The organism is Acinetobacter sp. FL (genome assembly GCF_040744925.1).
Lineage (GTDB): Bacteria > Pseudomonadota > Gammaproteobacteria > Pseudomonadales > Moraxellaceae > Acinetobacter > Acinetobacter radioresistens.
This window is the reverse complement of the sequence record NZ_CP160437.1, coordinates 1,729,400-1,741,762: the sequence shown is the minus strand read 5'-3', so window position 1 is coordinate 1,741,762 and position 12,363 is coordinate 1,729,400. Positions and strand designations below refer to the sequence as shown.

The following is a 12,363-nucleotide window of genomic DNA, read 5'->3' as shown; positions in this document are numbered from 1 at the left end:
TCAACTACTTGAATTTGTTGCATGTCAGGCAGATTTAATTTTTAGTGAAAAGCCGGTAAGCTATGCACGCTCTTATGAAATGATCCGGGTTATGAAACAAGAAACTGCACTTAAACTGATGAAAGCGGGTGAAAATGTCTTTTTGACAGGTTCGGCAGGTGCAGGAAAAACCTATACGCTTAACCAGTACATTAACTACCTGAAAGCACGAAAAGTCCCGGTAGCAATTACTGCCTCAACCGGTATTGCCGCGACACATATGAATGGCATGACCATTCATACCTGGGCAGGCATCGGTATTAAAGATTTTTTAAGTGATGATGATCTAAAGCGCATGAAAGAGCGCAAATACCTCAAGGAGCATCTTGAAAATGCGCAGGTGCTGATTATTGACGAGATCTCCATGTTGCATGCGAAGCAGCTCAATCTCGTTAATCAGGTATTGAAATACTTCAAAGAATCTGACGCCGCATTTGGTGGTATTCAGGTGATTGCAGCAGGCGATTTTTTTCAGCTCCCCCCGGTTGGCAAAAATGATGAGCGTAATCGTGATAAATTCTGCTTTATGTCTGATGCCTGGGTAGAAGCCAAGTTCCGCGTCTGTTATCTGACCGAACAGCATCGTCAGGACGACGAAGTCCTGAATCAGGTATTAAATGCAATACGTGCCCAGCGAATTCATCCGCAGCATATTCAGGCTTTAAAAAAGTCCCGACAGCATGATATTGGAGAAACCTTTACCCGTCTCTATACCCACAATATGGATGTAGACAGCTTAAACTACCAGCATCTGAACGCCATAGAAGGTGACGAACACCAGTTTGAAGCTGTATGTGACGGTAATGAAAAGCTGGTAGAGACTTTAAAATCATCAGTGCGCGCTCCCGAAAATCTCACCTTAAAAAAGCATGCCAAAGTGATGTTTGTAAAAAATAATTTTGATCTGGGCTATATTAATGGCAGCTTGGGTGAAGTGATCGGTTTTGAAGAAGATGATGAACATGGCCTGTTACCGAAAGTCAAACTGACCGATGATACAACATTGCTTGTTGCCCCAGAAACCTGGTCAATTGAAAATGAAGCCGGAAAGGTTATTGCAAGTTTTCAGCAAATTCCTTTACGTCTGGCTTGGGCTATTACGATCCATAAAAGCCAGGGAATGACTTTAGAAGCCGCAGAAATTAATCTGAGCCATACTTTTGAAAAGGGTCAAGGTTATGTGGCATTGTCCCGGCTAAAATCACTGGAAGGGTTGAAACTGGTAGGATTTAATGACCAAGCCTTGGAACTGGACAGTTTGGCTATTAAAGCAGATCGCCGTTTTCAGGAACTTTCTCAAGAAGCCGAGACCCATTTTGCCGATACAGATTTAACAGCGCAGCATAAGGCTTTTATCCGGCATTGTGGTGGTACACTTAATGAAACCGAAATCCAGCGCAATGAGAAAAAAATTGCCAAAGCAGGAAATAAGCCGAATTATGGTTCTGCTACGCTTGATGAAACCAAGGCTTTATTTGAAGATGGTTATGATATTCAGGATATTGCACAGGAACGCGGTTTAACAGCAGCGACGGTGATCAATCATCTGGCACGCTTGCATAAAGAACAGGGACTCGATATTTCAGTTGCCCATCCGGGAGAGGAAGTGGTCGAGCAGGTACGCAAACTTTATAAACGTTTGCAAAAGAGTAAGCGCAGTGAAAACTTTAATGATGATGGCTCAATTAAACTACGTCCTATTGTTGAAGCGACCAGTCCACGTATGGGTTATGATCAGGTCCGTCTGGCCCTGCTTTTTATAGAATGAACCTAAAAAATTCAAAAGTTATTATATAGAACCCGCAGGAAGCCTTATGCCACATGTTGTTGTTGAATATTCCGCAAATATAGAACAGTTAGACCGTCCCAAACTGCTTAAACGGATTAACCAGGTATTAATTGAAAGTGAACTGTTCCAACCGAATGATATTAAGGCACGTCTCTATTGCAATGAGGATTTCCTGATTGGTGAAGGAGACAGTTCACAAGCATATATATATGTTGAATTTTCCCTGTTCAAAGGCCGTACAAATGAACAGAAACAGCGGGTCCGAGAGGCTTTAATGCATGTGCTTACACAGCAGGACTATTATAAGACAGATAATGACCTGCAGATCCAGCTGTGTGTACAGCTATTAGAAATGGATAAAGAAAATTATCTTAAACAGATAGTAAACTGTTAAAAATATATGAATTAAATTGGCAATATGAAGATATTTAGCCGGCATTTCTATTTAGAGACTAATCAGCTGAAAATCAGCATATTGTAGTAGCATTTCACTATTGAGAGTGTGGATATAATCCATAAAGACCACATTAAAACTACCCACACTGGCAATTTTCTCATATGCCAGTTTGCCGGCAATAGCAAAATGCAAGTGGGCTGCCAGAGCTGCAATAGTGGGTGTAGTAACTGCACTATAAGCTGCAATCAGTGCGCCCAGCGCACAACCTGTGGCTGTAACCTTAGGTTGTAGATAGCTACCACCATTGACCTGTATCACCAGTCCAAGCTCGCGTGACAGAATAAAATCTGCTTCACCAGAAATGGCAATACACTCACTATGCACAAGCAGACATTGTGCCTGTCTGTAAACGGTATGACTGCTTATGGTACTGTCTACGCCTTTAGCCTGAACCTGCTTACCAGCGAGCGCGCTGATCTCAGAGGCATTACCCCGGATGACTGAGGGCTTAAATGCCAAAAGCTGATCAACCATACTACTGCGCCATTTCAAAACTGGTCCATAACCTACAGGGTCCAGTACCCAAGGTGTATTTTTATGATCAACGGTTTGTGCTGAAATCAGCATGGCCTGCATCTGTTCAGTCGTCGGTGTGCCCAAATTAATACTCAAGGCTGATGTAACATTTGCAAAACTTTCTGCTTCAAAAGGATTATCAATCATGGCTGGTGAAGCGCCCGCTGCCAGCAAAATATTCGCAGCATAATTGGTAGCGACACTATTAGTAATGCATTGTACCAAGGGTTGCTGTTCCTGTAATCGCGTCCATGCCTGTATAACCTGCTGGAGGAGTGTATTTTTTTGTTCAGTAAAGCTCATTTTTTACCTTGATATAATCTTTAAATATGATGCGCTGATACCTAGCGGATAAAATAGTGGTCCTGATGTTTGCACTGACGACAGAACAGACTGACATATTCTGCTGTATCGTAATCTACATCAAGTTCATGAGAACCACAGTACATACAGCGTTTAGTTGAGTAAAATTCGAGACGTGGTGCAATTTTTTTCCAGGCCTTCCAGACCGGCTGAATAAAGATCTGCTCATCATAACCCAAGAATTTAAACAGCAGGATATAGCTCATCTTGCTAAAGGGGATATTGGGTGGGCGTGGTAAAGTACAGGTTTCCCATTTTTCCTGTAAGCCACGTTCCCGATACTGTTGTAGGGTTTTTTTCAGCAAGTTGGTGTTAATAAAATTTTCATTGCGGGGTTGTAAGACTTTATGCTTATGCAGGTATTCCAAGGCATTCTGGATCATATAATAAATCTGGCCCACTGCCAGAGAGTCCATTAAACGGTAGCAAAAGGTTGCAAAACCTTTATTACCCGAAATTTGTATGCCCCATGTACGGCAGTAGTGCTGCATAAAACAGACAATTTCCTGATAAAGTACCAGATATAAGGCTTCTTTCACTTCATCACTACTTTTAAATGGAATTCCCAAACTCAGATTATTTAAAAACCAGTACCGGAGTTGCTGGGTAATACTGAATAAACTTGGCTCGGAATAACCATCAAGGCGTACATTAATATAATAGCTTTGTGCCTCATCACTAAATTCGCTGCATATCAGTACCTGATCTTTGACCAGCTGTTTAAGCAGACTGCTCTGAAAGAAGTAGTTAGGAGTAATAGGTTGGTATTTGATCAGATCCCAATGAATGTATTCATCATGAGGTACATTTTCTTGAATGCGGTCATCTAGCAAGCTCAATAAAAACAGTTTTTGCAAAAAATTAAGCTGGTCTAAGCCAATTTCAGTAGTCTGTTTATTTTTATATTTACGTTGTTCCTGTAGTCGTGTTTCTTTTAGTATTTTTTTGCGTGACTTACCACAGCTTTCACAGTGACAGGTATGTTGCTGCTGTTTAAAAAGCCGGTGTTCACAGAAGCTGCACTCATGAAACTCTACAGGCTGTTCATGCTGCTCTGCTTCTACCCACCACATGGAGGCGCGGCATAATGGGCAAGGTGTACTTTCATCAAGCTGTTTATGCAGAACTGAATATAGGGTACTCATGCCGTGTTTTTTCCAAAAATCGATCGCCTGATGCTCGCACGGATTATATCAAGCCTGTCTGAAAAAGGTGCCTAAACTTGTAGAGATATTCTTTCAGGTCTTTTAATTCAAAGGTTGAAAGATATTTCTATAAATACGATATCAGTTATATATTCATTTACTCAAATACTGGACATTCAGGAATTGAAAAGCTTGAATCATGCCTTACATAAGTTGAATAGAGTATCTATACGTTTAAAGTTCAGCGTATGATAAAAGTATTGACAAAAATGATCTGATCCGATATACGGTCAAAAAAGGAATAGCTATGAATATTGCAGCACAACCTCCTGTTCAGGATACCCAGACGGTCTATCTGAAAGATTATCAAAAGCCTGCTTTTCTGGTTGAAAGTGTTCAGCTGGATATTCAGGTCTATGATGATTATACGCAGGTTGACTCAATTCTTGTGATGCAACGCCAAACGGCAGGTGACCTGATACTTTTAGGCCGTGATCTGGAATTAAAATCGATTCAAATGAATGACCAACTGCTTTCAGCAGATGACTATCACCAAGACACTGAACAGCTGACTATTTCAAACGCACCAGATACGGTTACATTGCAGATCAGTGTAATTATTCATCCGGAAAGTAATACTCAGCTTGAGGGTCTTTATAAAGCCGGCAACCTCTTTGTAACCCAGAATGAACCAGAAGGTTTTCGCAAGATTACTTATTATCCCGACCGCCCAGATGTTTTATCTGTCTTTACTACACGGGTTGAAGCCGATAAAAAGTATCCGGTTCTACTGGCTAATGGCAACCTGCTTGAAACCGGAGAAGCAGGTGAAGAGCGTCATTACGCGATCTGGGAGGACCCGACTAAGAAACCAAGTTATTTATTTGCCTGCGTAATTGGTGATCTGGCAGTTCTGAAAGACCGTTATGTGACCTCGGAAGGACGAGATGTTGCACTTGAGATTTATGCTATAGAGAAAGATATTCCAAAGTGCCATATTGCGATGGAAGCATTGAAGCATTCTATGCGCTGGGATGAAGAGCATTACGGCCGTGCCTATGATCTCGATAACTATATGATTGTGGCGGTCAGCCAGTTCAATATGGGGGCTATGGAAAATAAAGGTTTGAATATTTTCAATACTTCCTGTGTACTGGCCGATGAAGAGTACACCACAGATGCTGCAATTATGCGGGTGCAATCTGTGATTGCCCATGAATATTTCCACAACTGGACAGGTAACCGGATTACCTGTCGTGACTGGTTTCAGCTCTGTTTGAAAGAAGGTTTAACTGTATTCCGTGACCAGTCTTTCTCTGAAGATTTACAGTCTGCTGCTGTACAGCGAATTGATGACGTGGCTGTACTGAAATCGCATCAGTTTCCTGAAGATGCGGGCCCATTGTCACATCCACCACGTCCAGACCATTTTGTGGAAATTAATAATTTTTATACTGCCACCGTATATGAAAAGGGGGCAGAAATTAACCGTATGATGGCAACCTTGCTGGGTAAAGAAAAATTCCGTCTGGGAACAGATGAGTACTTTAAACGTCATGATGGTCAGGCTGTTACTGTGGAAGACTGGATTGCAGCGCTAACTGCTGGTTCAGGTGTAGATCTGTCTGCATTTCTGACGTGGTATAACCAGCCCGGCACACCAACACTTGAGGTACAGGGTGAATATAATAGTACAACCCAAACCTACCGTTTAACCTTTAAGCAAAGTATAAAGCCGAACATAAAATATCCGAACCTGAAATCAGTTCCAATTCCAGTCGCGTTGGCGCTTTTTAACCAGAAAACAGGGGAGCAGTACACACTGCAATCTTCGGATCTATTTGTAGATCAGGTAAAAGATGGGGTTTATCTGTTTGATCAGGATACAGCTTCGATTGAGATTAGCCATATTCCTGAAAAACCGGTTGTCTCATTGCTGCGAAATTTCTCTGCGCCAGTAAATCTGAAATTTGATTATTCCGATGCTGATCTGGCTTTTCTGATTCAGCATGAAACTAACGGCTTTAACCAGTGGCAAGCTACCCAGACCCTGCTTGAGCGTATTTTGCTGGATAATCATCAGGTCGACATCTATATTGAAGCTATTCGCCATACTCTGCCAGATATGGTACAGAAAGATCCATTACTTGCTTCACGACTGCTCGATGTGCCGAGTGAAAACTATCTGGGTAGCCGTATAGATCATGATTATAATCCGGTCATTATTCAGGAGCGCCATGAAGCCTTACTGAATGAACTGGCCCGTGAGCTGGGTCCATTCTGGCAAGAGACATATCAGGCACTTAATCCTGATTTACAGCAGGACTTTTCTCAGGCTATGGGAGAGCGTGCACTAAAAAATATCATGTTGATGATGATGGCTCGCCAAGGTGACGAGCTGGCATTTGCATGGGCAGGTGAGCAGTATCAGAATACGCATAATATGTCTGAGCGTCTGGGCGCTTTACGTGTGCTGGTCTGGCATGATGCACCGCAGGCACAGGAAATACTTCAGGATTACTATAATCGATTTAAAGATGAAGCCTTGTCTCTGGATCAATGGTTTATGGTGCAGGCAGCTCATCCAAAAGCCACTGAAGAGACTTTACGTTATTTGACCTCCCATGCAGATTATGACTTAGGTACACCTAACCGGATCCGTTCGGTCAGCGGCGGTCTAAATGCGAATCCGGTCAATACCTGGAGTTTTGGTGTAGATTATCTAGTAGACCTCGCAGCTTATTTAGATGAGAAAAATCCGATTGTAGGCTCTCGTCTGCTCCAGTCGTTGTCGCGGTGGTATACACTGGCAGAGCCTCAACGCACTCAGGTTCAGACCACTTTACAGCAGCTTAAGGGACGGGTTAAATCTAAAAACGTATCTGAAACTTTAAGCAGCATGCTTAATATATAAAGTGGATTATGTGTAATTATGATGCTCCGGATGTGTTGAACTGCCGGAGCATTATTTTATACTAAATATAAATAATATAGCCTTAACAAGACTTTGGAAAAAATTATTATAATTTAAGATATTACTGTTTAACAATCATCACTTGAGTTTCAGTATTGGTGAGAACTTCCTGCGCTACACTGCCGAGCATATATTTTTGTAGTCCCTTGCGGCCATGAGAACCCATTACAATCAGATCAGCTTTTACTTCTGCGGCTATTTTAAGTATACCAACTGACGGTATTTCACCCATAACAACACGCGTGTCGGCCTTTACATTCTCTTCAATACATAATTGATTTACTTCATCTAGTACCTTTTCTGCCTCGGCCTTAGCGGCCAGATAGTAATCTTTTAAATTAGGTAGGGCACTATAAAAATCAATTCCTTTGAAAGGGTCAACCGCAACAATACTGATAATTGAAAGCTGACATTGAAATGTTTTAGCAAGTGTAATCGCATGCTTTACTGCTGCCATAGAGACTGAAGAACCATCAATGGGTGCTAAAATATTTTGATATATCATAATATTATGTCCTTTTATAAAGTGAAAAATTTGGTTTATCGTTTTGTTTATTATATTAAATTGCTGACAACAAGAATATTAGGAAATTATAACTACTTAATTTGGAAAAAGTTAATTCACTATTCTGTGATAAAAAATATACACTTTAATTTTTAAGGTTCTTTAATTTTAAAGATTGTATTTTCATATCTTTGAGGCTAAAAAATAGCCATACTCTCTCCTAAAAATTATAAAAGCTTGATACATTATTTTACCATTTGTTAAAATATGGGTTACAAATAAGTGTATGTAAAATTAAAAGATTATGAATATTTTAAAGTTTATCAAGAGCTTCAATACAATCAATACCTATCTCGTAGCTGCAATTATTTTACTCATAATATTGGTAGTCAATTTTTATTTTATACATCCTTCTTGACTATAATTAGCTGAAAAGATAGTTAACCTTTGGTACAAAATGAGGTTATCTATCTTTTAGTTATTAATTAAATTACACAATATATTTAGAATACATAAACGCTATACTCTTCACTTAAACTTTCAATAGCATCAAACAAGAATTGCTTTAATGGATTTTTAGAACCATGTAGTTACGCTAGGTACACTTCATAGCATTCAATACGTTAAACCTAAATTTTTTATTACCTTTAAACATAGTACCTTTACTTCATGTTCTGAAATAAAAAGGACTACTATGAGCCGTAACTTGCGTATAGCTAAAAATATCTATTTAAGTGTAAGTAAAGAAAAAGGATTCTCTTTTGATCCATTGGGAGATCTGAATGCACTTTTATTGAAACTACTAGAAAAAGACAAAAAGTTACTTATTAAATTACCAATAAGTTATGAAGACCTGAGCAAAATGGAACTTATATCATCTAATAGCTCGGGAAAAACTGATTTTAGCTGTATTCCTGACCGTTTAGATAGCCAAGAGTTTGTAATATGGCTAGCGAAATTAATTGAAGTGATTAAATCCAGTCCTTTAGATCAAAATCTGAAATCCAAGAAAAAGTATGATCATGCAGAGGCAATCCTTAATCATTTCTCCCCAGGTAATAAAGTAAAATAAAATCAGAGCAAAGAAAAATTTTTTATCAAAGCAGTAAAAAGAAAATTTAAAATAACTTGAGTAATATTTTAATGCTCTTAATAAAGGAAATATTATCTTTAATAAAAGCAAAATAGATTTTTTAAAATAAAAATTAATTTATTTTTAGATAGACATATATATTTACAATATGATAGTAAGAATTAATAAAAAGTAATTTAAATATTTTTTTAGATTAAGTTTAAGAAATAGAGATATTTATAAAAATTATGAAAAAATTAAGATGGTAAATAAGCAAATATAAGAATCTTTATAAGATAATTGAAATATATTGTCACTTTTTGTTATTGATTATGAGAAAGTAGTGCTGTATAAAAAATATACCACTTCAAAGAAAAAGGTGGACTATGGACGCTTTAGAATTATTATTAACTTCTTCATCTGCCTTTCTGCTTATGATCGTTATATATGCGTTTGGTCAGATGTTTAATTAGCAGTATTTTAGAGAAAAAAGCATCTTCGGATGCTTTTTTATAGCAGCCTCATAACAAAATTAATTGTTATATTCTGCAATTCTTTGAAAAAAGGCATTTATCCTTTAGGATAAAACTTATTATTTATATTCTTATAAATTTGAAATATAAGGAGAATGCCTAAATGTCTTATAAATATGAGTATGCCGGTTTTTGGGTCAGATTTGGCGCCACTATTATAGATGCTCTAATTATGTTTCTAGCCATTATTCCAGTTGCATGGATTTTCTATGCAGGGGATTTTGATTTGATCTTTGCTACCGGGTTAAGTGATCAGCCACAAAACTTATATTTTGACATACTCATGAATTATATTTTTCCTATATTCTATAGTGTACTGTTCTGGCTATTTGCTGCGGCTACGCCTGGCAAAATGTTAATGCGCTTAAAGGTTCTAGATGAAAAAACGGGAAATAAACTCACTTTAGGACAAAGTATATTACGCTATATTGGTTATATACCCGCTACTCTAGTTTTTCTTATTGGCCTGATCTGGATAGCTTTTGATCCTAAAAAGCAGGGATGGCATGATAAAATGGCCAAAAGTGTGGTAGTGCGTGAAATCTAAAATATTTTTAATGAGTAAATATGGGTGAATCCAGTATTTCTTTCTTATTTATTGCTAGCTATAGCCATAATCTCTGAAGTCATTGGTACTACATTTTTGGTTAAATCTGAGGGTTTTACCAAATTAGGCCCGACTTTTGCTGTGGCATTATTTTATATTTTATCCTTTTATCTGTTATCTCAAGTCACTAAAGTTATCCCTATCGGTATTACTTATGCAATATGGGGTGGTGTCGGTATTGTATTGACTGCATTTATTGGCATATTCTTTTTCAAACAGTCTTTAGACTCCGCCGCAATCATTGGTATTAGTATGATTATTGGCGGTGTACTGGTAATTAATCTTTTTTCTTCAAGTGTTGGTCATTAGTCTGCTGTGTACCGAGCTTAAATAGCTTTTATTTTGGTTTTAAATTTAAAGACCAACATAACAATTATACCAAAAATCAGACCCCAAAATGCCGAGCCGATACCTAAAAACTGTACACCTGATGCACTAAATAAAAAGGTCATCAGGGCTGCTTCTCGTTCCTCTATGTCATGAAAAGCTAAAGCAATGTTGTGACCAATAGTACCAAACAGGGCTATACCGGCAAGCGCAGTAATAAATACCTGTGGAAATGACATCAGTAAACTAGTCAGTGTGGCTGCAAAAAGTCCTACCAGAATGTAAAAAAATCCACAGCTCATACCGGCAATATAGCGTTTTGCAGGATCAGGATGAACCTGATCATCCAGACTGATTGCTGCACTGATTGCTGCAATATTTACACTATAACAACCAAAAGGAGCGAGTAGTGTTTGTGACACTCCTGTCCAGCCAATCAGCTGATTAATATGCGGTTTATATCCATAGCTCTGTATCATGGCAATACCTGGCAGATATTGCGAAGCCATGTTGATAACAAAAAGAGGAAAGGCCAGTCCTAAAATCGCTGACCAGCTAAACTCAGGGGCCATCCATACGGGTTGAGCTAACGACCATTGTACGACCGGGGTATGAAACTCCATAAATAGAGGACAGACTGCTATACCACCGATTACAGTGAGCACAATACTATAGCGTGGCCATATGCGCTTACTGAGTATATAAATCGCGAGAATAGAAAGAATAAACCCCCAGTTAGTTTGCAGACTGGCAAAAAGTGCAATACCAAATTTGAGTAATATTCCAGCCAGCATAGCACTGGTCAGACTTTGAGGAATATAAGACAAGGTTTTTTTGAATACGCCTGAAAAACCCAAGATTGCAGTGAGTAGACCGCATACGAAAAAGGCACCAATTGCCTCGTAAAGGGTATATCCGCTACCTGTTGCAATGATCAGTGCCAGACCTGCAGTTGACCAAGAGGTTGCTACCGGATATTTAAACTTCCATGAAAGGAAAAGACCGGATATACCAATTCCCAGACCTAACGCCCAGAACCATGAACTGATCTGTTCTGAAGTTGCACCTAAAATCTGAGCAGCCTGTATAACCAGAACTGCTGAAACACTAATGCCCACCAGAAAAGTAATGAAACCTGCAAAAATGGCAGGTATTGAAATGTCCTCAAGAAGTTTCTGCATCATGACTTATTAATATTTATATTAAATCGTTTAAAATGCAGACATCATACGCTCGTCAGATAAGGGCTTAAAGTATTTTTCACGTTTATTTATGATAAGAATCAACAATTATTCTCTATATGAGAAAGTGCTCAAGTTAAGCTGCTAGTAGCAAGCTTGATTCCAAAACTGAAAAATAAAAGACCAACCAGAAACACGCTGACAGAACTGATTTTCGGACTCTGCCTAAAAAAGCCTGAAAGTTTTCTACCTGAGAAAATGAGTAAGGTAAGATAACTCATGCTGGTCACCTGTAAAATAATAGCGAGGGTCATAAAACTGAGCGCAGGATGAGGATAATCAGGGTCAATAAACTGAACAAAAAAAGAAAGAAAAAAGAGTATGGCTTTAGGATTGAGCAGGCTAACGGTTAAAGCTGTTCGAAAAGGGCGAATACGGTAAATAGTCTGTAACTCAGCTTCTACTTGGCGGTTATAAACTGCTTTACGCCAAGTACTGATACTCGCTTTAAGGAGTTTAAATCCCAGATAGGTTAAGTATGAGGCTCCCAAAACTTTCACAACTGTAAACACCCATGGAAAAGCCAAAAGTAAGGAGGCTGCGCCGAGTACAGTGCAGAACATAAGAATAACATCGCCTACAAACACACCAAAAGCGCCCTGATATCCGGCTTTAATACCGTAACGGGAAGCAATTGACATAACATATAAGGAGTTAGGACCGGGAAGAAGAATAATTAAGACCGTACCAATAATATAGGTGGTCAGATCAGCAATACCAAACACGGGCGATGCTCTGCAATAAAAAACCGCTTGAGGTTATTATAACCAAAAGCGGACAGTAAAAATGCAGAGA

At 38.8% G+C, this 12,363-nt stretch carries 11 protein-coding genes; 6 read left to right on the top strand and 5 right to left on the bottom strand.

Going from position 1 to position 12,363, the window contains the following annotated elements:
• Window positions 1–91 precede the first annotated feature (91 nt).
• Window positions 92–1,807: an AAA family ATPase gene (locus ABZP31_RS08180; protein ID WP_016801289.1), complete on the top strand. Its 1,716-nt coding sequence runs from the start codon at window positions 92–94 to the stop codon at window positions 1,805–1,807.
• Window positions 1,808–1,853: 46 nt separating this feature from the next.
• Window positions 1,854–2,222, top strand: coding sequence for a 5-carboxymethyl-2-hydroxymuconate Delta-isomerase (locus ABZP31_RS08175; RefSeq protein ID WP_005019928.1), 369 nt, complete (start codon window positions 1,854–1,856; stop codon window positions 2,220–2,222).
• Window positions 2,223–2,273: 51 nt separating this feature from the next.
• Here the strand turns inward: ABZP31_RS08175 and thiM are convergent, their stop codons facing one another.
• On the bottom strand, window positions 2,274–3,104 hold the full coding sequence (gene thiM / locus ABZP31_RS08170) for a hydroxyethylthiazole kinase (protein WP_005019931.1): 831 nt from the start codon (window positions 3,102–3,104) through the stop codon (window positions 2,274–2,276).
• A gap of 41 nt (window positions 3,105–3,145) precedes the next feature.
• Window positions 3,146–4,309, bottom strand: coding sequence for a hypothetical protein (locus ABZP31_RS08165; protein ID WP_248134513.1), 1,164 nt, complete (start codon window positions 4,307–4,309; stop codon window positions 3,146–3,148).
• 307 nt (window positions 4,310–4,616) lie between these two features.
• Between ABZP31_RS08165 and pepN the strand changes: the two genes are divergently transcribed.
• Entirely contained in the window at window positions 4,617–7,223 is a 2,607-nt protein-coding gene (gene pepN, locus ABZP31_RS08160; protein ID WP_248134515.1) for an aminopeptidase N, read from the top strand.
• A 121-nt stretch (window positions 7,224–7,344) separates the two neighbouring features.
• On the opposite strand, the gene ABZP31_RS08155 is transcribed toward pepN, so the two are convergent.
• Window positions 7,345–7,788 (bottom strand): universal stress protein, encoded by a 444-nt coding sequence (locus ABZP31_RS08155; RefSeq protein WP_248134517.1) that lies wholly within the window; start codon window positions 7,786–7,788, stop codon window positions 7,345–7,347.
• A gap of 694 nt (window positions 7,789–8,482) precedes the next feature.
• On the opposite strand from ABZP31_RS08155, the gene ABZP31_RS08150 reads away from it, so the two are divergent.
• The 3 genes from ABZP31_RS08150 to ABZP31_RS08140 all read left to right on the top strand — a co-directional run bounded on the left by ABZP31_RS08150 (window position 8,483) and on the right by ABZP31_RS08140 (window position 10,309).
• On the top strand, window positions 8,483–8,860 hold the full coding sequence (locus ABZP31_RS08150) for a hypothetical protein (protein WP_005406272.1): 378 nt from the start codon (window positions 8,483–8,485) through the stop codon (window positions 8,858–8,860).
• A 636-nt stretch (window positions 8,861–9,496) separates the two neighbouring features.
• Complete coding sequence (locus tag ABZP31_RS08145) at window positions 9,497–9,940, top strand: RDD family protein (protein WP_248134519.1); 444 nt, start codon at window positions 9,497–9,499, stop codon at window positions 9,938–9,940.
• Between the two features lie 24 nt (window positions 9,941–9,964).
• Window positions 9,965–10,309 (top strand): SMR family transporter, encoded by a 345-nt coding sequence (locus ABZP31_RS08140; protein WP_248134521.1) that lies wholly within the window; start codon window positions 9,965–9,967, stop codon window positions 10,307–10,309.
• A gap of 17 nt (window positions 10,310–10,326) precedes the next feature.
• Here the strand turns inward: ABZP31_RS08140 and ABZP31_RS08135 are convergent, their stop codons facing one another.
• The gene (locus tag ABZP31_RS08135) at window positions 10,327–11,508 is read right to left on the bottom strand and encodes a benzoate/H(+) symporter BenE family transporter (RefSeq protein ID WP_248130414.1); all 1,182 of its coding nucleotides are present in this window, start codon (window positions 11,506–11,508) and stop codon (window positions 10,327–10,329) included.
• A gap of 131 nt (window positions 11,509–11,639) precedes the next feature.
• Window positions 11,640–12,293, bottom strand: a complete 654-nt coding sequence (leuE, locus tag ABZP31_RS08130) for a leucine efflux protein LeuE (protein WP_075040676.1) — start codon at window positions 12,291–12,293, stop codon at window positions 11,640–11,642.
• Between the last annotated feature and the right edge of the window lie 70 nt (window positions 12,294–12,363).

What these genes read in the sequence shown, in the direction of transcription:
- ABZP31_RS08180 (WP_016801289.1), top strand. Translation starts at nt 92, where the DNA reads ATGAAACAAGAAACTGCACTTAAACTGATGAAAGCGGGTGAAAATGTC.
- ABZP31_RS08175 (WP_005019928.1), top strand. Translation starts at nt 1,854, where the DNA reads ATGCCACATGTTGTTGTTGAATATTCCGCAAATATAGAACAGTTAGAC.
- thiM (WP_005019931.1), bottom strand. Translation starts at nt 3,104, where the DNA reads ATGAGCTTTACTGAACAAAAAAATACACTCCTCCAGCAGGTTATACAG.
- ABZP31_RS08165 (WP_248134513.1), bottom strand. Translation starts at nt 4,309, where the DNA reads ATGAGTACCCTATATTCAGTTCTGCATAAACAGCTTGATGAAAGTACA.
- pepN (WP_248134515.1), top strand. Translation starts at nt 4,617, where the DNA reads ATGAATATTGCAGCACAACCTCCTGTTCAGGATACCCAGACGGTCTAT.
- ABZP31_RS08155 (WP_248134517.1), bottom strand. Translation starts at nt 7,788, where the DNA reads ATGATATATCAAAATATTTTAGCACCCATTGATGGTTCTTCAGTCTCT.
- ABZP31_RS08150 (WP_005406272.1), top strand. Translation starts at nt 8,483, where the DNA reads ATGAGCCGTAACTTGCGTATAGCTAAAAATATCTATTTAAGTGTAAGT.
- ABZP31_RS08145 (WP_248134519.1), top strand. Translation starts at nt 9,497, where the DNA reads ATGTCTTATAAATATGAGTATGCCGGTTTTTGGGTCAGATTTGGCGCC.
- ABZP31_RS08135 (WP_248130414.1), bottom strand. Translation starts at nt 11,508, where the DNA reads ATGCAGAAACTTCTTGAGGACATTTCAATACCTGCCATTTTTGCAGGT.